This is a genomic window from Fibrobacter sp. UWB13, assembly GCF_900177805.1.
Lineage (GTDB): Bacteria > Fibrobacterota > Fibrobacteria > Fibrobacterales > Fibrobacteraceae > Fibrobacter.
On sequence record NZ_FXAX01000001.1, the window covers coordinates 953,504 to 977,220 of the forward strand.

Genomic DNA, 23,717 nt, shown 5'->3' on the forward strand with positions numbered 1-23,717 from the left:
ACCATACCGACTACAAGCAATGAGCTCTCAAATCTTCGTCGCTAAGCGTGCTGAGGTATGCAGGCGGAACGTCGAGAACAGTCTTGCAACCAGTCTGACCATTAGCCTTCATACGGAGAGCAGCGCGGGCATAAGCCACGAGAACGCTCGTCGTGAATTCCGGGTTGGAATCGAGCTTGAGGCTGTATTCAATCACGTGCGTGTGTTCCTTGTTCATGCCAGTCTTGCCGGTACGGATCACGAAACCACCGTGAGCGAGGCCGCTGTGGTTCTTGTTGAATTCTTCTTCGCTGATGAAGTTGACCGTAGTGTCGTATTCATCGAAGTAGTTCGGCATCGTCTTGATGGCATTTTCGATGTATGCCTTGTCTGCACCTTCTTCAGCAACCACGTAAACGAGACGAGTGTGCTTCTGACGAGTGGTGAGTTCCGGCATGGAACCGCTACGCACGGCTTCGAGAGCAGATTCCACCGGGCAGGTGTACTGCTTGGCGTTCTTCACACCCTTGATGCGGCGGACGGCGTCGCTGTGGCCCTGAGAAACACCCTTGCCCCAGAACGTGTAGTCCTTGCCTTCCGGAAGGATGGACTGAGCGTACACGCGGTTCAGGCTGAACATACCCGGATCCCAACCGACAGAGATCATAGCAATCTTGTTTGCGCCCTTGGCAGCAGCGTCAACAGCAGCGAAGTGCTGCGGAATCTTGGCATGCGTGTCGAAAGAGTCGATCACGTTGAACATAGAAGCGTACTTCGGAGTGAGCACCGGCAGGTCCGTAGCAGAGCCACCGCAAATGATGAGCACGTCAACCTTGTCCTTCCATGCTTCCATTTCAGAAACGTTCAACACCGGAACGCCAGCCGTCTGGATCTTCACCGTCGACGGATCGCGACGAGTGAAAACGGCGACAAGTTCCATATCCGGAGCCTGCTTCACAGCGCATTCCACACCGCGACCGAGGTTACCGTAACCGAGAATAGCAATCTTTGCCATAACAATGTCCTTGTTTAAAATTTTTGCGTGGAAAATATAGGAAAGTCGGAAGTCGGAAGTAGGAAATATACAGAGAAATTCATGTAAAAATAGTAGGTATGAAAAACGTGCTCTAGAACACACAAAACACCCCTATAATACAATTCGGACTATAATTTTACAGAAATTGTTACTAGAACGAGCAAAATGATATATTTTTCTTACAAAGAGCCAAGGCGATTTTCATAAACCGCCTTTAAATTTTTTGAAGGAGAAAAATATGAAAAATCATTTCTTGAGCGCTCTTAGCGCAGGTTTTCTGCTTTTCACAACTTGTTTCGCGCAGTCCGCGAATGAAATCGCCAAAAAAGTCCACGACTTGCCTTCCGGAAAAACATCGTCCGGACTAGTTTCTGTAACATTGATTGATAAAAACGGCAAGACCCGTAACCGCGAATTAGTCTCTTACACCATGAAGGACGGCACAACCGACAAGACCGTTCTCATGTTTAAAACGCCGCGCGACGTGGCTGGCATTAGTTACCTCACCTACGACTATCCCGACAAAGCCGACGGCTCCACAGTCGATAGCGACAGCTGGATTTATATCCCAGCCATGAAAAAGGTACGCCGCGTTTCTGGCTCCAACAAGGACGACGATTTCCAGGGAACCGACTTCACGTACGACGATCTCGGCACCCGCAGCCTCTCCAAGGACAACTTTGCCCTCCTTGGCGAAGAAAAAGTGAACGGAATCGACTGCTGGATTTTGGAAGCCAAGGCCAAAGACCCGAAGGCTAAAGTCAGCCGCCGAGTCACATGGGTGAACAAGAAGACCTTCGTCGTCCAGAAAGGCGAATACTACGACAAGCAGAACCGCCTGCAAAAAACGCTTACCGCAGACGATATCAAACAGGTGAACGGCTACTGGACCACGCTCAAGCAGACAATGACTAACGTCCAGACAAACCACAAGACCATCTACGAAGTCAAGAACCTCAAATACGATGAAAAGGTCAACGAGAGCTACTTCACTGTAAGCGCTCTTGAACGTGAACAGATTAAGTAGATAGAAAAGGACGGCAAAATATGAAAGTCGAAAAATTCAACAAATTTTTCGGCAAGATCGGACAGGCGCAAATTCGCAACCGCTGGAAGATTCTTGCCGGATTGCTTATCGTCACGGTCATTTGCTGTTTAGGCTTGAGCAATTTTTCGCTAGCGCTTGGCGAAGAAGGCTGGTTCGGCAACTCAGATGAAATCACCATCAACACTAAAAAATACGAAGAAACCTTCGGAAACCTGAACGGGATTGGCGTTCTTGTCGTAAAGCAAGGCGAAGGCGATGTCTTTAGCGAAGACATGCTGAAAGTCATCGAAAAAATCGGCAACCGCATGCGTGATGAAATTCCGTTTGCAGACCGCCTGACCTCCATCGTCGAAGTCGATATTCCAGTCGGCAATGACGAAGGATTTTCGATTGTAAAGCCTTACGAAAACGGCATCCCTTCGGATTCCGCGGGGCTTGCAAAAGCACGTGATCTCGTGATGCGCGGGAGCGAAAAGACGAATGCGCTCATCAATTCGCTTGTCAGCGATGATGGCAAAGAAACGTGGATTTCCCTTTCGCTCCATCCGTTCAAAGGAAAAGAGCTCGAAGAAAAGTACGGTGGGGACAACACCGAAGTTTCAACAGACATCGGCTACAAGCTGATGAACATCATCGAAAGCGAAGAATTCCAGAACAAAGGATTCAAGCTTTACGGTGGTGGTATGCCATACGACAGCGCTAACGAAGACCGTTATGAAGTTCCCGAATACGGTGTAAGAGTCCTCTGCAGCATTGTCGTGATGCTCTTGTTCTTGGCGATTTGCCTGCGCAACGTATTTGGCGTGATTGTTCCGGCTGTGGCAACGATCAGCGCAATCGCCACAGTTTTTGGAGCGATGTCGTTTTTTGGAGAAAAAGCAGACTCCGCTCTTGTGACTTTACCGGTTGTCCTTGGCATGGCACTTGCAGTTGGCTATTCCGTACACTACATCAAGATGTTCAAGTTGCATTTTAGACGCACGGGCAAACGCAAGGAATCCGCCATCAAGTGCGTCGAAGAATGCGGATGGCCGGTGCTGTTCACAGTTCTTACAACCATGGCTTCGTTTATCAGCTTCCTGTTTGTGAACATGAAGCCCCTCGAATGGATGGGCAAAACATCAGCCTTTATCGTGCTCGCAATTTACATCTATGTTACCGTGCTCATCCCGATTCTGCTTTCGTTCGGTAAGGACCGCGCGCCCAGAGCTACTCAAGTTAACGGCGCCACAAAACTGGATCTGTCTTTTTCGAGATGGTCTAAGTTTGTCCACAACAGAAAGAAATCGTTCATTGTCATTAGCGCATTGGTTATTGCCGCATTCATTCCGGGGATGTTCAAAATCACGGCACAGCTCGATTACCTGACCATCACGGGCGACAAGATGCCATACATTCAAGAAGTCAAAAAAATGTTGGCACAAAAACTCGGCAATCAGTACAGCTACACGGTCATGATTTCTTACGATGAAGAAGGCGCTTTCAAGAAGCCCGAAAACATGAAAGCGCTTGTGCAGCTTGAAGATTATCTCGGCACACTTTCGCTCACCAAATGGTCGGGCGGAAAGGCTCGCGTTACCTCAGCGACAAGCATCTTGAAGGAAATGAACCGCGCCCTCAACGAGGGTAAAGATTCGATGTACACCGTTCCCGAAGACGAATACGTTCTCGCACAGTTGATGGAACTTTCATCGATTGAAATGCATAACGACTTCAGCGATGTCATGGATGACGATTTCAAGACAACCGTGGTCAGCGTGGACATGACGCAGTTCGCCACAGAAGAAGCCCTCGCCAACATGAATGCTTTGAAATCAAAGCTCGCCGAACTTTTCCCAGGCGCAAAATGCACCTTGCTCGGCGACATGATTCGCTATTCCGAGATGAGCAACCGCATTGTCTTTGGCGGCTTGAAATCCTTCGGATTCTCGCTCGTTATCATCGCCATCATGCTCGTCTTTGCATTCTCTAGCCTTAAGCTCGGTCTTATCGGCATGATCCCGAACGTAGCTCCGGTAATTCTCGTGGGTGGTGTCATGGGATATTTCAATTACGCCCTTGACTTCAGCACCATCACCGTGATGCCCATGATTTTAGGTATTGCCGTTGACGATACCATCCATTTGACAACACACCTGAAAATGAAACACGAACAAATGGGTTCTAGCGAAAAGGCAATGGAAGTGACCTTCCGCGAAATTGGCGCAACGATGTTCCTGACGACCGTTATTCTGTGCTCCATGTTCAGCGTTTATCTGTTCAGCCCCATGCACTTTTTGGCGGTTCTTGGAGTTCTCATTATCGTCGGTCTTTCCAGTGCATTGGTTGCAGACTACACCATTACACCAGCCCTTTTACACGTGGCTAAACCCTTTGGCAAAGAAAAGGAGGAAGTATGAATAAGCAATCCTTTTTCACAACAGTCCCAGCCATTGCATTAGCAACAATGGTTAACCTTTATGCCCAAGAAACAACATATACAGGAAGCATCACTGCCAAAGCGGGCGTAAGCCTCGCCAATGCCCACAACCATGAAAACGACTTTACGCTAGGCCAGACGATTTTCGATGGCTCCTTCAAGACGTATTTTGACGAAGCTATGGTTTACGTCAACGGGCAATTGGTCCACGATGCTATCGGGAGCCAGTCTTCAAACGGAATGTCCGGATTCGTCGCCAACGACGGCTCTTTCGCTTTAAAATTGAAAGAAGCTTACATCGACTGGAAAAGCGGAATGTTCGCGCTCCGTATCGGTCGCCAAATTGTCTCGTGGGGTAAAGCCGACGACTTCCAGATTACAGATGTCGTGAGCCCCTTTGACGAATCTAACGTTGTCGCATACGATTACAACGAAGCCAAGCTCGGCGTCGATGCAGCCCGTCTTTCTCTCTTGACCGACAAAGCTCAAGTCGATGCGTATTACATCCCGTTCTTTACGCCGAGCATTCTCCCATTCGCAAAGAAAAATCCGCTTCGTTCTAAAATATTCCCAGAAACATACAATGAATTCAAGCTTCAATATCCTGAGAGTCATGAAGATCTTGAACTCCCTAGAAAGAACCTGAACAACAGCGAATACGCTCTCCGCGCCAGTTTCTACACGTCTGTAATGGACCTGTCACTTTATGCATTCTACGGTTGGGACGATAAGCCGTTTATCAAATATACCCCAATGACATCCGAAGACATTGAATTCAACGAGCTTTATCATGACGGATTCAATGTTTCAGGGAAATACAAACGCATGTCCATGGTGGGTGCCGATGCGGCAATTCCTGTAGGCGATTTTGTATTCCGCCTAGAAGCAGCCTACTTCCCCAATCGCCATATCCAGACAACTCCTGAATATCAATTCGATCTATTTACCAGCAATAAAAATATCCAATCCAGCAAGCGAAACGACCAGTTTTTAAGCCTTGCCGGAGTCGATTGGACATTTACATTTCCGTATATCGGAACCTGGACTGTGACCGCACAGTATATTTCGGACATTGTCTTCAAGTACAGAATTTACTTGGACCGCAAACAATACGAGCATCAGGTCGCTGGCAGTGTCGAAAAGTCGCTTTTGAACGAGACGCTTACCATTTCTGCATCAGGAGCGCTTGATTTATGCATGTGTTCCTCATCAAGTGAAATTGCAATCGATTACAGACTCACAGATGCCATCACACTCAGCATGATCGGAGACCTATTCTTAAAAGGCTCTGAAGGCAAAGACGGCACTTATGGCATTTACCGTGATTTCAGCGGAATTACATTCAAAGGAAAAGTCATGTTCTAAATAATTTTATTATCATTGAGCACCCCCACAAGGGGGCTCTTGGTTAAAGGATGTTTTATGAATAAAATCATTTCGCTTTTGTTAATAACCGCTTGCAGTTCTGTACTTTTTGCGGAAGAAATATCGCAAAAGGAAAAATCGCCACTAGAACTGTCGTTGTTAACAACGGCAGGATATTATCCTAAAACAGACCATAAAACAGGTTCATCGCACTTTTCTGGAATCAACGGAATTTACGATGGTGTCGAACTCGTCACCGAATTTGATGCCACCTACACCATGCCGTTTTTAAACGGTTCCGATGAGCTTACCGCTGACAATCATTTAGCATTCAAACTTGGATTGGAACTCTCCCCCGTCACAGTAGCCCCTTTAGCTTCTGTGACATTTTCACCGATCGCATTCCTCGAATTCTCTATCGGCGGAACCATTGGCACAGGCTGGGGACTTACCGATGACATACAAGGTCTTGCCAAACTTGATGAATCCAAGACCAAATACAAAGACCTAACGCCATTTGCGCACTGGTATCTTTATACTTGGGCAAGCGCCTGCTTTATGTTCGACTTGGCTGCCATCTGGGAAGGCGAATGGCATCACATCGTCACGACCGCTACATACAAAGCGGGTTACCAAAAAATGACGGGCACAAAAGCAACCGTTTGGGGTTGGCGAAATTCCTACGGTTTTGCAAACGGATGGGTGTACGAACAAGAATATTTCCTGGGATACCAAATGCCACTCAAGGTTTCAATGGCTGGCATTGGAGCCTCTCTTTGGGGGAATTACCAGAGCAGCGATTACGGCAAATTTTCGAGCAATTACGAAGGCGACTTTATGACCATCGATATTTGGCCCATGGTCGAAGTCAAGCTCAGCGATAAAGACCTGCTATATGTGCTAGCTGACTTTAGAGCCCGTCGCAGTTTCCTTGAAAAATACGATGACGATGCACACGAACCGTTCATGACCACAACAGGTCGCGAATGGCTATTCTATGCCATTGGCGCGCAGTGGAAACACACGTTCTAAAAATCAAATTCCTGTAGAGCCAAAGCCACCGCGGTCGGCGCCATCAAGCGCACCTTCCACGAACGTGATCGTCGGTTGGATTTCCATAATGCGGAACTGCGCAATGCGGCTCCCTTTTTCAATGGTAACATCACGGGTCGCATACACGGGCATTTTCCACCAGTCATTTGCGCCACTGTAGCTTGAATCAACCACGCCCACAGAATTTGCCTGCAAAATGCCGAAGTTCTTGAACGTCGAACTGCGCGGAGCGATATGCGCTTCGTAGCCTTCAGGCAACTTCATCGCCACACCTAGATGAATTAGGCGGAACTCGCCCGCCTTGAGCGTCACCGTTTCTGCAGCGGCAAGGTCAATCCAGTCGGATTTGCCACCAACGTAAGTAAGTTTCGGAATCGATTCATCAAGATATTGGATTTTTATAGTCTTTGCAGTCATGCGGTAAATATAATATTCCCGAGATACATAATTCCGGGGGTGCCATACACAATTATATTTTTCATCAAACAATTTCGTTTCGAAATTGTTTTGTTATATTAAGGGCATGGAATGGAACGAAGAACAGCTTAAAGAACCGCGTTTAATTGATATCCCGATCGCTCACGACCAGCGTGGCAACTTGAGCGTTGTCGAAGGCGGCGAACTCATCCCGTTTGATATCAAGCGATTGTACTACCTGTACGATGTTCCGGGCGGAACGACACGCGGGGGCCATGCCCATCGCAAGCTCCGTCAGCTGATTATCGCCGCAAGCGGCAGCTTTGACGTGATTCTGGACGATGGCAAAAAGCGTTCCAAATATTCGCTGAACCGTTCTTATCACGGGCTTTACATCCCGACAATGCACTGGCGCGAAATCGAGAATTTCTCTTCGGGCGCAGTTTGCATGGTACTCGCTTCCGAGCACTACGACAAATCCGATTACATTTATGAGTATGAAGATTTTGTGAAGGAAGCTACTTCACATATCTAGCGTTCACGCAGGGTTTCGCGCCGAGAGATTCCTTGAAGCGGATAAGAGTCTGATTTAAATAATCACCGCCATTTTCAGTAGAAATTCCCCACGAGAACTGTTTCATTTTCTCGCGAGCGGCTTCTCGCATAGCCCTCACATAAAGTGCAGTCGTAGGCTGGAACTTTGTATAATCCGGATTCGGGGCAATATATTGAGCGTGGATTGTCAATGTTCTTTCGAACACAAAGAGCATCATCGCAGCAACAAGCGTTTCGCCATCCCAAATTCCCCTGAAACGTATATTTTCAGGAATGTGGATTTCCTTCAAGTCGAAAAGTTCCTGCAACGTATGGACCGGATGCACATTGTGCTTCGCCTTGGAAATTTCCAGAAACCGGTAGAATGTTTCAAAATCTTCCGTCTTTCCAAGCGGGCGGTATTCCACGCCAATCCCTTCTGATTTTTTGAAAATGCGTCGACATTCCTTATTGCAATTTTCAAAGGGATCTTTATCGCAAGAGAGAGGTGTAAAGGAACTGAGTTCCGTATGGCGACTGTAGCCAAGGTGTTCCAACGTATATTCCAAAAGTTCCGGGCTTTCGACAGAAAAGAGCTGCGGTGTAATCTTAAGAGTCACGCCACTAAAATTTTTAGACAAATAGCGGTCGGCTTCGCTTAAAATTTCAGGCAGTCGCGATCCACTGTAAAAATCCTTGGAAATAACAGGACCGCCAAAAGTCGAGCCCGCATGCGATACAAAGCGGTTCCCTTCGACGACAACGCCCGGGAAATACGCAACAATCGTTCCACTTTTTTGGAGTGCAAAACTCGCATCGTTAAAACGACCTGCGGGATGGTAATTCAAAAAACGCCTAGTCTGCAAAAAGGTGCCATTCACCGATTCCGATTCCACGAAATGGTCAAATCGCTGGTCTAATTCAGGACTGTAAAGCAAAATTTCGTACATACCATCTCCGGCGTTGCGCTACTTGGACTTCTGCGAATCCTTAGCTTCCGCTTTTTGAGCGGATTCTTGTTCAGCACTCTGCGCAGCCTGTTTTGCAGCCTTTTCAGCGGCATGTTCCAAGCGAGCAGGCTTGCCAGCCAAATTGCGGAGCAAACCGAACAGAGCAGAGAGTTCATTACGCGTCGGGTGCAAACGCTGCAAGAGCGTGTTGAGGAAGCTATCGCGCCATGCCTGATCGTGATACTGACCTGTGAGATAGCGGTCAAGGAACTTCTTGAAGCCATCAATCTGCTGAATAGTAGCAGGACCCGTTTCGGCAACGCCTCGCGTTGTGCGCTTCGCGCGGCCCTCGCCGTTCGCGAGTGCCCCGGAACGACAAAGTTCGTACAAGCTAATCGAAACAGCCTGTCCAAGATTCAAGCTCATGAGTCCCGGCACCGGAATTTCGCACTGGTACGTGCAAGCGTTCACTTCTTCAAGCGCAAGCCCACAAGATTCACGACCGAACACGAGTGCAATCGTTCCATCTTCCGGGAGCATGTCAGACAAGTTCTGCACCATCGTATGCTTGATGGAACTTGCAAAAATGCGGCGGCTGTAAGCAACAGCGCAAGAGCAATCGCCAATGGCATCTTCGAACTTGTGGACGACCTTTGCGTTATCCAGAATGTCATGGCTGTTGGCGGCCGTATGGTAAGATTTGTCCAAGACTTTGTCGCGCTTCGGATAGACGATATAAAGTTCCGGCAATGCATAGCAATGCATGGCTCGTGCGACAAAACCCACATTATGCGGGTGTTCCGGTTCAACAAGTACTACTCTAAACTTTCTCATAATTTAAACTTTCCAAACAAAACCGCGACCGCGGATCTCGTTTTCGATGGTCTCGCCAGGTTGAATTTCGGCACCTTTAAAAATCACAGAATGTGCAATTTTTACGCCTTCAGGAATGACAACGCCAGGTTCCACAACCGCTTCATTCTTGTCGCGACCACATTCCACCAAACGCGCTTCCACTGCAGCCATAAGACCTTCAGGCGAACCCATATCAATCCATGTAGCATGCAACTGCGACATATCGACAAACGGCGCACGGCCTGCCGCAATTTCCTGTTTCCAGAATTCACGGATATCAAATTCGCCATCGCGGATTCTCGCAAGCGCTTCATCGCTGTACCACGAAATTCCAGAGAACGTCGCAGCCGTTCCCGTATCGGCTCCAAAACGTCCGGCAACACCAGCAAGGCAACCATCAGCCCCTACGCGGAACGTGTTTACCTTCGGGAAATCGACTGCCAGGAGTGCGGTCTCACAGCGGTTTGAGCCATCAGCCTTCCCCGCTTCGTACGCAGCTTGTGCATTCCGCACAAACGCACCCAAGTCAAAATTGCAGTACGCGTCGCCATTCATAATCAAGAGGCCACCGCGATACCCTGCCGCATAAATCCGGCGCAACGGGCCTGCCGTTCCGAGGATTTCAGGCGTTTCGACCCAGACTTTTTCAAAGCCAAGACGTTCGCCTTCGCTTACAATCTGGTCGGCCAGGTAATGTGCATTCGCGTGCAAGCGGACATCGCCAAGCGACTTTGCCCGCTCCATCTGGATTTCGAGAATGCTCTTGTCATAAACGCGAACCAACGGCTTCGGGATTTCCGACGTCAAAGGTCTCAGCCTTGTGCCAAGCCCAGCCGCTAGAATCAACACGTTCAATTTATCGTCAGCTCGCGTCATAACTCAGCCTTAATTAGACCATTGCAGCGCTAAAGGAGGCGTTGCAGATAAGCGTTTCGCCCTGCCAGATTTCGCCAGTGTACTTGTAAATGCCATGGCGAGCCATCACGAGCGTAGCCTTGAGTGTCAAGTCCTGCGGCGGAATCACCGGAGCGCGGAAGCGGCAGTTTTCGACTCCCATGAATGCCGGGCGCTTGCCTTCGACATCAGCCTTCTTGGCAATCATCGTCAAGAGCGTTGCAGCCTGAGCCATGGATTCGATCTGAATCACGCCCGGGAGCACCGGATTGTTCGGGAAATGACCGTCAAAGAACTTTTCCTTGCCCGTCACGTGCCAAACAGCAACGATAGACGGCTGGTCACCTTCGGTGATTTCCTGAATTTCGTCCACGAAAGCAAACGGAGCCTTCTGAGGGAGGAGGGCATGTACTTGTTCTTCATTGTAAAGCATAGGGTAACACCTTTTCTAAGATTGTTCTGTGGCTCAAGTGACCACCGTTGATGATTTCCAGACGAACTTTCGGGAGTGCAGGCTTTGCAAAGCAAAGGTCTCCCAACAGGTCGAGGATTTTATGACGAGCAGGTTCATCGGCAACTCTAAACACGGGAGCTACAGCTTCCGGAGAATTGTCGAGCAAGAGCCCACAGGATTCATCCACCCCGCCAAGCAAACCTGCCTTGCGGGCTTCGTCAAATTCGTTTTTTAAAATGAAAGTTCTCGCCGCAAAGACATTGTACAAGTCTTCTGCGGAGTAAATAGAAACATTCGCCGCCGACTTAAAGACGCGACCGTTTTCGTTTCGTTCCAGGATGTATTCCACCTCAAACGCTTCGCTCGGCGTGATTTTCACGGAACCGTATGGATTTTGAGCCTGAGCGGAATCCACGACATCCGTGCGGAACAAGTCCCATTCATCGTGCAAGGGAACGTCGTAAAAAGCGAGTTCTTCGGGCGCACCCACATTTCTGCGAAATTCGCTAAAGAACGGAAGCGCACTGCCGTCCATCAGCGGAACTTCAGCAACACAACCCTTGTCACCTTCTTCGTTGCAGGCGACATCCACCACAAAGCGGCGAGACGGCCACATCAAGAATACTGGTGCAAGGTGTTCCGGAGACGCAAGCGTCAATGCGTGAGCGCCTTCGCCCGATTCATAAATTGCAGTACGGGCCACGCTGAACTTCAAATCCGTGAAGCACTTTGCGCAATCGGTACTGTAAAAAGAACGACCGCCCACACGCCATTCAACGCGAGGCTCCAGTTGCGGATTGTACTCCTGGACTTCAATTTTTACGTTCGCTTTGCCATAAGACAAAGACGCAGAACTAAATTCCCACTCACGCGGGCTTTTACGAGAATCTTTTTTCATTTAGATAACGGGAATTTATAAAATTATTTCTTGCCCATCATTCGGAGTTTCACGACGGAGCGGCGCCAGACGTCAATTTCTTCGGCCGGATAGCCAGCATAAACCTTGCCCGCCTTGAGGCTCTTGGTCACGCCCGCCTTGGCAGCGACTTTCACGCCTTTCCCAATCGTCAAATGCCCCGCCGACTGCACGCCACCAGCAAATTCCACGTCATCTTCCATAATCACGGAACCCGCCACGCCAGACTGCGATGCCATCATGATGTTGTTCCCAAGGCGGCAGTTATGCGCCACTTGCACGAACGTATCGAAATGGCAATCATCGCCAATCACCGTCGGAGAGACAAAGCCTGCAGCGACCACGTCATTAGCGCTAAAGCTACAGCGGTTTCCGATGCGGACTCCCGCCAAATGCGGCACCATACGACGCTTGCCCTCGTACTCGTAAAACCCAAAACCGCGAGGTCCCACGACAACGCCCGCCTGGAACACGCAATCTTCGCCAATCGTCACACGCGGGTAAACAGTCACATTCGCTTCAAGAATCGTGCCTGCGCCAATCGTAGCGCCCTTCATCACCACGCAATTCGGGCCGATGATAGCGTTCTCACCCACCACACCCTCGACAACTGCCGAAGCATGAACTTGTGCAGAAGCAGCAATTTTCGTTTCTTCAAAAACTTCACGACGTTCCACAAATTCCTTCATGAACGTCACCATCGCATGGTACGGACTTTCAACCGGGCATACAAAATGCACATTCGGCAAGAGTTCCGAACGACCATCTACGCAATACTTTTCGTACAAACTCGGCACAAAGAGGAGCCCTGCCGTAACGCCCGCAAAAGCACTTGCGCTCACGCCACCGGCATTCCCTGCAAGCCCCGTTTCTGTCTTGGCGTCGCCCGTCCAGAACGAGACATCGTGCGGTCCCGCCTGATCGAGCGAAGAGAATCCAGTCAGTTCAAAATTTAAAACGCCCTCGTTCGAAGGCATTTTAAGATTCATCGTTTCAAGAATTTCAGATAAAGAAACCGAAAACATTATTCCTCTAGCGTGAGCATGTGAACTTGACATGCAAACTGAATGGTAACGTGGTTGCCCACCTTGCCACTTAAATCCTCGCCATCGAGCTGGATGTATTCATCATCCGCAAGTTCAAGCGTCAAAGAGCGTACTTTACGCGACTTGAGCAAGTTCTTCTTCAAGAAGTACCCGATGACCGGGATGTTCCCGACGGCAATCGCAAGCAAAAAGTTCAACATGTTCGGCACGCAAACCACTTCCAAATAGCCATCCGCCATGTCGGACTTGAAGAACGGATTAGCACCGCTCGCAAAGCTCGGGATATTCCCAACAATGACCGTCGTATGCCCCGTCAAATCCACCGTTTCATTGAGTTCCGGCGTATTGACGACCATCGAAATCTTTCCGCTTTTCAAGTGATAGGCACGGTCTGCAAAAAAGCGCTTGACGTAATGCAATTTATTTGCAATTACGGAATTCGAGGAAATAACACCCGTGGCTCGGTCATGGTTAAAATCATGCGCAATACGGGCATCAATGCCTGCAGAGAAATAATTGGCAAGCGCAAACTTGTCGTTCACCGTCCAAATGTCAAACGGTCTCGACTTCGCCATCAAGAGTCTGCGCACCAAGTACAAAAGCCCCTTATCGGCAAACGGCTTGTACAATCCAAGCACGCGAGCCAAGTCATTGCCAGTGCCCAACGGGATAAGCCCAATCTGAACTTTGTCCGCATACGCCGACACAAGCATCATCGAAAGCACCGACGAAACAGTTCCATCGCCGCCCACCGCAACAAGTTTTTCCGTCGAAGAAAGAGCCGTCAAAATTTGCTCTTCCATTCCTTCCTTGCGCGTGAATTCTGCCTTCCATTCGTCGGCCTTAAAATCCATAGACTCCATAATTTCAGGAAGAAATTTATGGATAACCTTTCCTTGTCCACCTCCACTCACCGGATTTATTAGGAAAAAGAACTTATACATTTTTTAGAAGTTCATCCTTTGCGTCCAAGTAGTGTTCTACGCCAATCTTTACGTTTTTAATTTCTTCTGCCGTCAGTGTTCTAACGATTTGCGCCGGAGATCCCACAATGAGGGAATTTTCAGGAAAATTTTTTCCAGCCGTTACAAGAGCGCCTGCACCGACAATGCAATTTTTCATAATAAGGGCACCATCCATGATAATCGCGCCCATGCCCACGAGAACGTTATCTTCAATCGTGCAGCCGTGAAGCACCGCACCATGACCAACAGTCACCTCGTCGCCAATGTTCACACCGACACCCGTCGAAACATGGACACTCACATTATCCTGGATATTTGTACGCTTGCCAATTTTTATTTCTGCCAAATCGGCACGCAACACCGCATTGTAGAAAACAGACGAATCATCGCCAATGCTCACATCGCCCACCAGGCATGCGCCTTCGGCGATAAACACGCGCTCGCCCACCTGCGGGGCTTTGCCTTTATACTTAATTAAGGAACCCATAGTTTCAATTTACAAAAATACATGAATAGATGAAACAGGATAATTTTTAAAAAAGCTTTGTTTTTCACCACCCCCAAAAGCCTTTTTTTGCTCAATATGTTCTATCTTATTGAATATGAACGAAATACAAGGGATTGATATCAAAAAGATTTTTGACGCTCAAGGAGAAAATCGCTGGAAAATAGCCCAGACGAGCGCCAAAGAGCGTATTCAAAAGCTAAAAAAGCTTCGCGAAGCCGTCGTGAAGTATCAAGAAGAGTTTTACGAAGCGGTTTGGCAGGACTTCCACAAGCCGCGTTTCGAAGCATGGCTCAGTGAAATTTTCCCGACCATCGAAGAAATCGACCACACCATCAGCCATCTGAAAAAATGGATGAAGGACAAAAGTGCAAGTCGCGTGTTCTTTTTGCCCACCTCCAAAAGCCGCCTCCACTACGAGCCCAAAGGTCGTGTGCTGATTTTTGCACCGTGGAACTATCCATTTTTGTTGCTTGTGAACCCGATTATTTCGGCGATTGCGGCAGGCAACGTGATTATGGCGAAGCCTTCGCACAAGACGCCGCACGTGAGTGAAGTTCTCGTGAAGATGTTTAAGGAGAACTTCCCAGAAAATGAAATTGCACTCATCGAAGGCGAAGGAGCTGAAATTGGAGACAAGTTATTAGAACTCCCGTTTGACCACGTGTTTTTTACAGGGAGTCCGAAGGTCGGCGCACACATTGCAGAAATGGCAGCCAAGCACCACGCCAGCATCACACTTGAGCTTGGCGGAAAGTCCCCCACGATTTTGCTCCCCGGCATAAACGTCAAGAAGCATATCAAGCAGATTGCCTGGGGCAAGACTTTGAACGGCGGGCAAACCTGCATTGCGCCGGATTACGCCCTTTGCCCAGAAGATAAAGTTCAAGAATTTGCAGAAGCTTTTGCCGAAGACATTAAACGCAGATTCGGCGATACCGAAGCCAAGCGTCACGAAAGCAAAGACCTTGTACACATCGTCGATAAGCGAGCCACAGAACGCCATGCTGCACTCATCAAGGATGCGATTGCCAAAGGCGCAAAGCAAGTCATCGGCGGAGTGAGCGATATCGAAAATTGCTACACGCCAATTACCGTACTCACAAACGTCACGCCCGACATGGAAATCATGAAGTCCGAAATTTTCGGACCGATTATGCCGATTATCGCCTACAAGAATCTTGACGAAGCGATTGCATTTGTACAAAGCCGCCCGAAACCGCTTGCGCTGTACATCTTCGGTACAAACAAACGCGATATCAATTACGTTTTGAGCCATACCACATCGGGTTCCACCTGCGTGAACAACACCATTATCCAAATCGAGAATTTGGAGGTTCCCTTTGGCGGTGTGGGCATGAGCGGTACAGGCAATTACCACGGATTTTTCGGATTCAAGACATTTAGCCATGAGCGCAACATCATGGAGCAAAAGGGATTTGATGCGGTGACATTTTTCCACCCGCCCTACGGAATTGTTCCGGGTTATTTGCGTTCAAAAATTCAAAATTTTGCAGAAAAAGCTTTGCGCTTTTTAAAGTCAATGTAGGAGGTAAAACATGGCATCTTTCTTTTACAGATTCGCCTGTCGCGCTTTCCAAAAAACATTCTTCATTGGCATACACTTTATGCCTTGGCGCGAGCCGCAGCTCATTCACGGCGCCGGGAGTTTGCAACAGCTTCCCAACCAGCTCAAAGCGAATAACGTAAGCAACGTTCTCCTCGTCACAGACGTATTCTTGGCACAAACAGAGCACTTCCAGAATATCAAAAAATACTTGGAAGAAGCAGGCATCAAGTATTCAATTTACGACCAGACGATCCCAAATCCGACGATTGACAACATCAATGACGCCGCCCGCATTTACCGCAAGAACAAATGCAACGGACTTGTTGCGTTTGGCGGAGGTTCAGCAATCGACTGCGCGAAGGGTGTGGGCATACGCATTGTAAGGCGTTGGACACCGATTTCGTTTATGCGAGGGACGCTACGCGTTCTTCGCAAGATTCCATATCTCGTAGCCATCCCGACGACGGCGGGGACAGGAAGCGAAGCGACTGTGGCCGCCGTGATTTCTAATCCGCAGACACATGAGAAGTATCCGATTAACGATTTCGTCTTGATTCCGCGCCTTGCGATTCTCGACGCCAATATCACGCTCGACTTGCCCGCAAATCTTACGGCAACCACTGGCATGGATGCGCTCACGCACGCCATTGAAGCCTACATCGGCTACAGCAATTTCGGCGGAAGCGAAGAAGCTGCCATCACCGCAGGGCAATTGATTATCGAAAATATCCAGAATGCCTATCGCGATGGACACAATATCAAGGCTCGTGAAAACTTGCAGAAAGCGGCATACCTCGCTGGTTACGCATTCACTCGCGCTTACGTTGGCTACGTTCACGCCATTGCACATAGCCTTGGCGGTATGTACCACACGCCTCACGGGCTTGCAAACGCAGTCATTCTGCCACACGTTCTAGAGTTTTACGGTGAAACCTGCGAAAAGCGTCTTGGAACATTTGCAAAAGCCATCGGTGCAGTTCCCTCGGAACTCGACAACCATGAAGCCTCCAAAGTCTTCATTATGCAGATTCGCGAGCTGAACCGTTCGATGGACATTCCGGAGCACTTGGAATTTATCCAAACCGAGGACATTCCAAGACTCGCAAAGTCGGCAAGCAAGGAAGCAAACCCGCTTTACCCAGTGCCGAAAATATTAAATGCGAAAGAGCTCGAAACACTCTATCGCATTGTGAAAGGGACGAAGTTGTAAAACGACTACTTTACTTGAAAGCGGTCTTTAATTTCTTGAGGGATGGCGAACGGTCGTCCCTTTTTCATATCCATGAGAACCCACTGCGTCTCGGATTCAAACACGACCTTGCCATCAGAAACGCGTTCAAAGCGGCACTTGCGTACGCTCGCGACCTTGCTGTAGCCAGCGACCCAAGTCGTACCACGGATTTCATCGCCCAAGAACGCCTGATTCTTGTATTCCACAAACTGCGTATGGATCATCCAACCGCAACCGAACTGGTACATGACATCGGTCGCACCAACGGAATCCGAATGAGCAATCGAAATATCCTGGACCCACTGCACCGCCCACACATTGTTCATGTGCTTGTTTTCGTCAATCATCTCGGGCGTCACCTTGAAAAGCTTTTCAAACTTCATCGGATTTGCATTTTCTTCCATCACTACAGCCATTATAAGCCTCCATTTGTTATAAATGTAACAAAAAAGTCTAGGCGACAAACCAATGACGAACGACCTTTGACTAACTACCAAAATATTACGGTTTTTATTGCAATTATTCGCATAACATTCCCATTTTATGTTATTTTTCTTTGCGTTAAAACATTAAGTGAGAAAATCTATGGAATGGAACGATTTCACGAGCCTGACCGCAGAAAACATGCAGGCAATTTGGGACTTCAAGACTAAAGACCCGTTTTCAATTTTAGGTATCCACCCGCTCGAAACCGATCGCGGGATCAAGACCGTCATCCGCACCTACCAGCCGCAGGCTAGCTTTATCCGCGGTGAATCGTGCGACGGCACTGAAGAATTTGACTTTGTGAAGCTTGGCGACACTGGATTTTTCGAAGCCATCCTCGACTTGGAATACAAGCCGTTCTTTTACAAGCTCATCATCAAGCAGGGCGACGGCATCGAATACACGCTCGTCGATCCGTATGCTTTCTTGCCGGTCCTCAGCGACTTTGACCGCCACCTGATTGCAACAGGCACGCACTACGAACTTTACCGCAAGCTCGGCGCCAACCTCATCGAACACCAGGGTTTCAAAGGCGTACACTTCGCCGTCTGGGCTCCGAACGCACACGCCGTTTCTGTAGTCGGCAACTTCAACAGCTGGGACGGTCGCCGTCACCAGATGCGCATGCTCGGTGCAAGTGGCATTTGGGAAATCTTCATTCCGAATCTTGGTGAAAACGAACTTTACCGTTTTGAAATTCACGGTGCCGACGGGAACCTCCATGTGAAGGTAGACCCGCTTGCAAAGCTCGCCGAAGTCCGCCCGGCAACCGCCTCCATCACAACGCACCTCGACGGTTACGAATGGGGCGACGATCTTTACATGAAGACGCACTGGGCGACAAAGGTCTTTGGCGCTCCGATGAACATTTACGAAGTCCACGCCGGTTCCTGGCGTCGCGACCCGGCTAATCCGGACCGTTTCCTCAACTGGGACGAACTCTCCGAACGCCTCATCCCGTACCTCAAGGAAATGGGATACACGCACGTGGAATTCTTGCCGCTCGCCGAACACCCGCTCGATGAATCCTGGGGCTACCAGGTCACCGGTTACTACTCCCCCACGAGCCGCTACGGCACGCCGGACCAGTTCCGCCACTTTGTGGACCTTTGCCACCAGAACGAAATCGGCGTGATTTTGGACTGGGTTCCAGCCCACTTCCCGAAGGATGCACACGCTCTCGGACGTTTCGACGGCACCGCCTGCTACGAGCACGCCGACCCGCGTCAGGGCGAACACCCGCACTGGGGCACATACATCTTTAACCTCGGCCGTAACGAAGTCAAGAACTTCCTCATCGCAAACGCGATGTACTGGCTCAAGGAATTCCACTGCGACGGTCTCCGCGTCGACGCTGTGGCCTCCATGCTTTACCTCGACTACGGTAAGGGTCCGGGCGAATGGGTGCCGAACAAGGACGGCGGCAACATCAACTATGACACGCTCGAATTCCTGAAGCACTTGAACAGCATCATGGGTCGCTTGACCCCGCATGCCATCCTCATCGCCGAAGAATCGACAAGCTTCCCGAGCATCACTCGCCCGCCAGAGCAGGGCGGTCTCGGCTTCCACTACAAGTGGAACATGGGCTGGATGAACGACTTCTTGAGCTACATCCAGCATGAACCGATCCACCGCAAGTACCACCACAACCAGCTTACGTTCAGCATGGTCTACGCTTATTCTGAAAACTTCATACAAGTTTTCAGCCATGACGAAGTGGTGCACGGCAAGGGTTCCATGCTCGGCAAGATGCCTGGCGACAACTGGCAGAAGTTTGCAAACCTCCGCCTCACCTACGCTTTCCAGTACGCACACCCGGGCAAGAAGCTCAACTTCATGGGCAACGAATTCGGTCAGTTCCGCGAATGGAACGAAAAGCGTTCGCTCGACTGGCACTTGGTCAGCTGGGATAGCCACGGCAAGCTCCTCGAAATGATGAAGGTCTTAAACCACATCTACAAGGAAAATTCTCCGCTGTGGGAAATCGACCATTACTACACCGGCTTTGAATGGATTTGGTGCGACGATGCCGACAACTCCATCGTAAGCTTTGTCCGCAAGGATGACCATGGCAACATGATTCTCTGCGTGTTCAACTTCACGCCGGTTGTCCGTAACGATTACCGCCTGGGCGCTCCTGCTCGCGGTGCTTGGAAAGAAATTTTCAACACCGATGCAGCCATGTTCGGCGGATCTAACGTCGGTAATCTCGGTGAAGTCTGGACGCAAGACATTCCGTGGCAGAATCGCCAGTGCAGCTTAAACATCAAGCTTCCGCCTCTTGCGGCAGTCTACTTCAAACTCGAAAGATAATAGCGCATTCGCGCAGTTCTTAGTCACTAGTCATTAGTTACTAGAATTTCATTAAAAAGTCCCTGAATTTATTTCAGGGATTTTTTTTGCTTAATTCAATGTTACCGAGAACATGAGCATCACGGATGACGAACTAAAAACGCCATCGTCATCGGACCAGTATTTGCCATAATTATACGCGATGGACGCACCCAAAGCCAAGTGCTCACTCACCCACCAATCCTTGCCAAGATCGACATCAAAGCTAAAAGCCTTGAGTCCTGTATTCCCTGCATACTTGTGGCAATCAAGCTCATATCCGGTAACCCCTAGAGAGCCACCCAAAAACACATTATTCCATTGGGGGATATAATACGTTACGCCTGCGCCTAAGTAGACGGAGCTCAGCACATAAAAATCATGGTCTACGTACGTCGGGAGCCCTTCACGTGCTTCGCGGAAATTAGAATACATCACATAGCCCAAATTGGCATGCAACGCCAAGTCCTGCACAATGTAATAGCCCAGCTTGCCATGCAGTTTCATCCCAAAGCCATCAGCAATCAGAGATTCTGTGCCATCCGCATTTTCAAAGGAGGCGTAGCCCAGGCCCACAGAAGCACTTGCAAATAGCCCGTTATGCGTATAGGGAGTCGAAAGCGGTCCAGCCCAAACAGCCGAAGCCATCAACACAACGAGCGACAATAAAGCAACGAGGCGATTCATACACTAATAATTTAGAAAAATTTCTTATTTGTTCGCCCGTGCGGTCTCTTGTGAGCCGAAAGAGCCTTGTATTAACAAGGCTTGTCGGCGAGAGCACGGGCCTAAAGCGCTTTACCTTCGACTCTTGCCTGTGCGGTCTCTTGTGAGCCGAAAGAGCCTTGTATTAACAAGGCTTGTCGGCGAGAGCACAGGCCTAAAGCGCTTTACCTTCGACTCTTGCCTGTGCGGTCTCCCTCGGATGGAAGCTACGATGTTCAACCTTGATAAAGTCTTTATCGACGTGCGTGTAAATCTGCGTGGTACTGATGTCTGCATGCCCGAGAAGTTCCTGCAAAACGCGCAAGTCCATGCCAGCCTCCAGGCAGTGCGTCGCAAAGCTATGGCGGAACGTATGCGGTGAGACTTGCTTGCTCAAATGCATCGTATGCTGCTGCACAATTTTCCACGCCCCCATGCGAGTCATAGGCTTCCCTCGCGAATTGAGAATAATATTGTCAGCCGTCGGGTGCGTTAAGGGGCGCCCTTCATCAATCCATGCGCGGAGATTATCCTTCGCCTTGCTCCCGAGCGGTACAAGGCGCTGCTTATTGCCCTTGCCAATCGGCAAAAGCCATTCGTTCTCAAGATCGATTTGCGAGAGCTTTATACTAAGCGCTTCCGAAATGCGGAGCCCTCCACTGTACATGAGCTCAATCAGAGCCGTATCACGGAGTGGATTCCGACCATTTGCGGCACTTTCAAAAACGCTATCGATTTCTTCGCGGGTCAGGTACTGCGGCAGGTAATGCCCGAGCTTCGGAGTCGCAAGCATCGATTCCGTGCTGTAATCGTACTCGCCCTGGTTTTGCATGTACTTGAGGAACCCGCGCAAGCTCGAGAAATGCCTCGCAACCGATGTCGGAGAATACTCATCCTGCCCCGCCGTAAGCGTCAGGAACTCGTCCAGCTTTTCGGGCTTCAGCTCCTTAAGGTCAATGCCGTTATCGTCTAGCCAGGCTATAAAATGTCTCAAATCCTCCTGGTAACTTTGAATAGTTACCGGAGACAGGCTTCTTTCCACCCCGAGGTGCGAAAGAAAAGCGTCCAGACGGTTAGAATTGAGACTCATAGCAGAAAAAATAAAAAAAATCGCCCTTTCCCCTTGCCAGTTTATTCCGTTATTTCTATAATTGTGCGCGTCCTAAGCGACTATGGATGATTAGCTCAGTTGGTAGAGCAGCTGACTCTTAATCAGCGGGTCGCAGGTTCGACCCCTGCATCATCCACTAGATACCAAACCGAAAGGCAAGGTATTGCAAATACAAAAGCGTCAGACAAAGCTAAGCGTCTAACGAACTTTGAAACTGCGGCTTTTGATTTTTGCAAAAAGACATTGCTGAAAGGCGACCAAATCATGGATGATTAGCTCAGTTGGTAGAGCAGCTGACTCTTAATCAGCGGGTCGCAGGTTCGACCCCTGCATCATCCACTAAATACCAAACCGAAAGGCAAGGTATTGCAAATACAAAAGCGTCAGACAAAGCTAAGCGTTTTTGAAAGCGAAAGTGGAATCTAACGAACTTTGAAACTGCGACTTTTGATTTTTGCAAAGACATAGCCAAAAGGCGACCTAAGAATTTTGGATGATTAGCTCAGTTGGTAGAGCAGCTGACTCTTAATCAGCGGGTCGCAGGTTCGACCCCTGCATCATCCACTAAACACCATCTCAATGAGATGGTGTTTTTTAATACCGTAATCCCATGCAATGCCAGGTAATGCCAAACGAGACAAACGGTGAAAGCCCCTTCGCATGCCCGATATCCGAAATATTGATGTTCTGCATTCCAAGCTTTAAACGCACGCCAAAACGGTTCCCAATTCCACGTTCAAAGAAGCTATCGACAGGTTTCCCAATCAGCTTCGGGAACAGCGCCTCGACAAAAATGCCAAAGCCATAGCGGAAATATCGCTCGTGCTGGTATTCCGAATCTTGACTTCCTCGTTCAGGTGGGATTTCGATTGCCGAAAAACCGAGATTTCCCCAAACGCCACTCTCGATATAATCCGTTTTCAGCCACAAATATCCAAATTCCACGTGCGCACCAAAATCGCCCGTACCGCATGAATCGCACTTGGCATCAAGCTTACGGATACTCACCCCAAGCCCCGCAAACCAATTGCGGTTATAAAGATTAAAACCAAAATCCAAATAAAAGACCGGATCAAAGTCTGGAAAATCCCCCGCTAAGAACGGACGCCCAAAATCGGCATACGCATTAAAACGCCCCCTCCCCTCGCTCTTAACAAGTTTTTGCGGCATTGAGCTAGGCTTATCGATATTCGCGGTCATCGAAGTCCGTGCGTTCTCCGCATTCAAATCAACATCATACTTCAATCGGTGTGGGAAATACTGAATTCTTTCAAAAATAGATGTATCGACCAAGGAATAACATTCTTCGGAATAGCCATCCATGAAGAAGATTCTCCTAACAGGCATCAACTTTTCTTCAGGCTCATTCAAACGGCTCATCATTCGCTGTGAAATTTTCCAGGACGTATCTTGCGAAATATCCGGTCCGACATACGCAAACGAAAATAGTTCCTTTTTCTCTTCACCCGGCTTGGGCGTTACCCACGTTTTTGTTTCTTTGTCATAAATTTTGTCTACACGAATTTCATCGTGGATTAAGAAAAAGCCTTTCACATTCATTGCCGAATAACGTTGTTCAAACATCTGCTGGTACTTTTCAGGCGCCTGCATCAACAATTCATTTTGTCGTTTCAGCTTGTAGTCAGACCAGCCCATAAAAGATTGGTACACATCAGGAAAGTTCTTTTCGAATTCTGGATTGTACACTTCAAAATATTCACGTTGCAAGTATTCTCTTTGAATGAGCTTGCCATAATAAGCAACCGGGGCGGTTTCGAGCTTTTCAGCCACGGTTTGCATTTTTGAGAATTTATCTACAACTGATTTAAATGAGATATGCCAAT

General features: G+C 48.9%; 22 protein-coding genes and 3 tRNA genes. 11 read left to right on the forward strand and 14 right to left on the reverse strand.

The genetic code is table 11. The features are described from left to right. Nucleotides 1-10: 10 nt before the first annotated feature. Nucleotides 11-994, reverse strand: coding sequence for a diaminopimelate dehydrogenase (locus B9Y77_RS04005; protein ID WP_073423980.1), 984 nt, complete (start codon nt 992-994; stop codon nt 11-13). 259 nt (nt 995-1,253) lie between these two features. On the opposite strand from B9Y77_RS04005, the gene B9Y77_RS04010 reads away from it, so the two are divergent. The 4 genes from B9Y77_RS04010 to B9Y77_RS04025 are packed head-to-tail and all read left to right on the forward strand — an operon-like array spanning nt 1,254 to nt 6,879. Further along, entirely contained in the window at nt 1,254-2,042 is a 789-nt protein-coding gene (locus B9Y77_RS04010; protein ID WP_073423979.1) for an outer membrane lipoprotein-sorting protein, read from the forward strand. A 20-nt stretch (nt 2,043-2,062) separates the two neighbouring features. Further along, the gene (locus tag B9Y77_RS04015) at nt 2,063-4,462 is read left to right on the forward strand and encodes an efflux RND transporter permease subunit (protein WP_085490548.1); all 2,400 of its coding nucleotides are present in this window, start codon (nt 2,063-2,065) and stop codon (nt 4,460-4,462) included. Continuing rightward, nucleotides 4,459-5,847, forward strand: coding sequence for a DUF1302 family protein (locus B9Y77_RS04020; RefSeq protein ID WP_085490549.1), 1,389 nt, complete (start codon nt 4,459-4,461; stop codon nt 5,845-5,847). Before B9Y77_RS04015 ends, B9Y77_RS04020 begins: the two co-directional genes overlap by 4 nt. A 57-nt stretch (nt 5,848-5,904) precedes the next feature. Beyond that, nucleotides 5,905-6,879: a hypothetical protein gene (locus B9Y77_RS04025; protein WP_085490550.1), complete on the forward strand. Its 975-nt coding sequence runs from the start codon at nt 5,905-5,907 to the stop codon at nt 6,877-6,879. A 3-nt stretch (nt 6,880-6,882) separates the two neighbouring features. On the opposite strand, the gene B9Y77_RS04030 is transcribed toward B9Y77_RS04025, so the two are convergent. After that, nucleotides 6,883-7,317 carry a dUTP diphosphatase gene (locus B9Y77_RS04030; protein ID WP_085490551.1) on the reverse strand — a complete coding sequence of 145 codons (435 nt, stop codon included), beginning with the start codon at nt 7,315-7,317 and terminating at the stop codon, nt 6,883-6,885. A 106-nt stretch (nt 7,318-7,423) separates the two neighbouring features. Between B9Y77_RS04030 and B9Y77_RS04035 the strand changes: the two genes are divergently transcribed. Beyond that, on the forward strand, nt 7,424-7,852 hold the full coding sequence (locus B9Y77_RS04035) for a sugar 3,4-ketoisomerase (protein ID WP_073423973.1): 429 nt from the start codon (nt 7,424-7,426) through the stop codon (nt 7,850-7,852). Here the strand turns inward: B9Y77_RS04035 and B9Y77_RS04040 are convergent. From B9Y77_RS04040 to B9Y77_RS04075, 8 genes are read right to left on the reverse strand one after another with little or no spacing between them, the layout of a single operon-like run. Next, entirely contained in the window at nt 7,836-8,801 is a 966-nt protein-coding gene (locus B9Y77_RS04040) for a GNAT family N-acetyltransferase (RefSeq protein WP_085490552.1), read from the reverse strand. The genes B9Y77_RS04035 and B9Y77_RS04040 overlap by 17 nt on opposite strands. 18 nt (nt 8,802-8,819) lie before the next feature. Beyond that, a complete protein-coding gene (locus B9Y77_RS04045) occupies nt 8,820-9,635 on the reverse strand; it encodes an RNA methyltransferase (RefSeq protein WP_073423971.1) in 816 nt (271 codons plus the stop codon). Between the two features lie 3 nt (nt 9,636-9,638). Then, nucleotides 9,639-10,532: a sugar phosphate nucleotidyltransferase gene (locus tag B9Y77_RS04050; protein WP_085490553.1), complete on the reverse strand. Its 894-nt coding sequence runs from the start codon at nt 10,530-10,532 to the stop codon at nt 9,639-9,641. A 13-nt stretch (nt 10,533-10,545) separates the two neighbouring features. Then, nucleotides 10,546-10,983, reverse strand: a complete 438-nt coding sequence (gene fabZ / locus B9Y77_RS04055) for a 3-hydroxyacyl-ACP dehydratase FabZ (protein ID WP_014545193.1) — start codon at nt 10,981-10,983, stop codon at nt 10,546-10,548. Continuing rightward, nucleotides 10,970-11,902, reverse strand: a complete 933-nt coding sequence (locus B9Y77_RS04060) for a UDP-3-O-acyl-N-acetylglucosamine deacetylase (RefSeq protein ID WP_085490554.1) — start codon at nt 11,900-11,902, stop codon at nt 10,970-10,972. The genes fabZ and B9Y77_RS04060 overlap by 14 nt, the downstream gene beginning before the upstream one ends. Before the next feature lie 23 nt (nt 11,903-11,925). Beyond that, a complete protein-coding gene (locus B9Y77_RS04065; RefSeq protein WP_254899914.1) occupies nt 11,926-12,945 on the reverse strand; it encodes a UDP-3-O-(3-hydroxymyristoyl)glucosamine N-acyltransferase in 1,020 nt (339 codons plus the stop codon). Further along, nucleotides 12,945-13,910 carry a diacylglycerol/lipid kinase family protein gene (locus B9Y77_RS04070; protein WP_085490556.1) on the reverse strand — a complete coding sequence of 322 codons (966 nt, stop codon included), beginning with the start codon at nt 13,908-13,910 and terminating at the stop codon, nt 12,945-12,947. Before B9Y77_RS04070 ends, B9Y77_RS04065 begins: the two co-directional genes overlap by 1 nt. Continuing rightward, entirely contained in the window at nt 13,903-14,418 is a 516-nt protein-coding gene (locus B9Y77_RS04075) for a gamma carbonic anhydrase family protein (RefSeq protein WP_073423966.1), read from the reverse strand. Before B9Y77_RS04075 ends, B9Y77_RS04070 begins: the two co-directional genes overlap by 8 nt. A 115-nt stretch (nt 14,419-14,533) precedes the next feature. On the opposite strand from B9Y77_RS04075, the gene B9Y77_RS04080 reads away from it, so the two are divergent. Both B9Y77_RS04080 and B9Y77_RS04085 read left to right on the forward strand, forming a co-directional pair. Then, on the forward strand, nt 14,534-15,985 hold the full coding sequence (locus tag B9Y77_RS04080; protein ID WP_085490557.1) for an aldehyde dehydrogenase family protein: 1,452 nt from the start codon (nt 14,534-14,536) through the stop codon (nt 15,983-15,985). A 10-nt stretch (nt 15,986-15,995) separates the two neighbouring features. Further along, on the forward strand, nt 15,996-17,216 hold the full coding sequence (locus B9Y77_RS04085) for an iron-containing alcohol dehydrogenase (protein ID WP_085490558.1): 1,221 nt from the start codon (nt 15,996-15,998) through the stop codon (nt 17,214-17,216). A gap of 5 nt (nt 17,217-17,221) precedes the next feature. On the opposite strand, the gene B9Y77_RS04090 is transcribed toward B9Y77_RS04085, so the two are convergent. Then, entirely contained in the window at nt 17,222-17,653 is a 432-nt protein-coding gene (locus tag B9Y77_RS04090; RefSeq protein ID WP_015732505.1) for an acyl-CoA thioesterase, read from the reverse strand. A gap of 169 nt (nt 17,654-17,822) precedes the next feature. Between B9Y77_RS04090 and glgB the strand changes: the two genes are divergently transcribed. Beyond that, nucleotides 17,823-20,039, forward strand: a complete 2,217-nt coding sequence (gene glgB, locus B9Y77_RS04095; RefSeq protein WP_085490559.1) for a 1,4-alpha-glucan branching protein GlgB — start codon at nt 17,823-17,825, stop codon at nt 20,037-20,039. Between the two features lie 90 nt (nt 20,040-20,129). On the opposite strand, the gene B9Y77_RS04100 is transcribed toward glgB, so the two are convergent. Both B9Y77_RS04100 and B9Y77_RS04105 read right to left on the reverse strand, forming a co-directional pair. After that, nucleotides 20,130-20,744: an outer membrane beta-barrel protein gene (locus B9Y77_RS04100; protein ID WP_085490560.1), complete on the reverse strand. Its 615-nt coding sequence runs from the start codon at nt 20,742-20,744 to the stop codon at nt 20,130-20,132. Nucleotides 20,745-20,937: 193 nt separating this feature from the next. Continuing rightward, the gene (locus tag B9Y77_RS04105; RefSeq protein ID WP_085490561.1) at nt 20,938-21,852 is read right to left on the reverse strand and encodes a tyrosine recombinase; all 915 of its coding nucleotides are present in this window, start codon (nt 21,850-21,852) and stop codon (nt 20,938-20,940) included. 84 nt (nt 21,853-21,936) lie between these two features. Between B9Y77_RS04105 and B9Y77_RS04110 the strand changes: the two genes are divergently transcribed. From B9Y77_RS04110 to B9Y77_RS04120, 3 genes are all read left to right on the forward strand, one after another. Further along, nucleotides 21,937-22,009 (forward strand) — tRNA-Lys (locus tag B9Y77_RS04110). Between the two features lie 130 nt (nt 22,010-22,139). After that, a tRNA-Lys gene (locus B9Y77_RS04115) sits at nt 22,140-22,212 on the forward strand. Nucleotides 22,213-22,364: 152 nt separating this feature from the next. Continuing rightward, nucleotides 22,365-22,437: transfer RNA gene (locus B9Y77_RS04120), tRNA-Lys, on the forward strand. A 30-nt stretch (nt 22,438-22,467) separates the two neighbouring features. Here the strand turns inward: B9Y77_RS04120 and B9Y77_RS04125 are convergent. Further along, nucleotides 22,468-23,673, reverse strand: a complete 1,206-nt coding sequence (locus tag B9Y77_RS04125; protein WP_254899915.1) for a hypothetical protein — start codon at nt 23,671-23,673, stop codon at nt 22,468-22,470. Nucleotides 23,674-23,717: the final 44 nt, after the last annotated feature.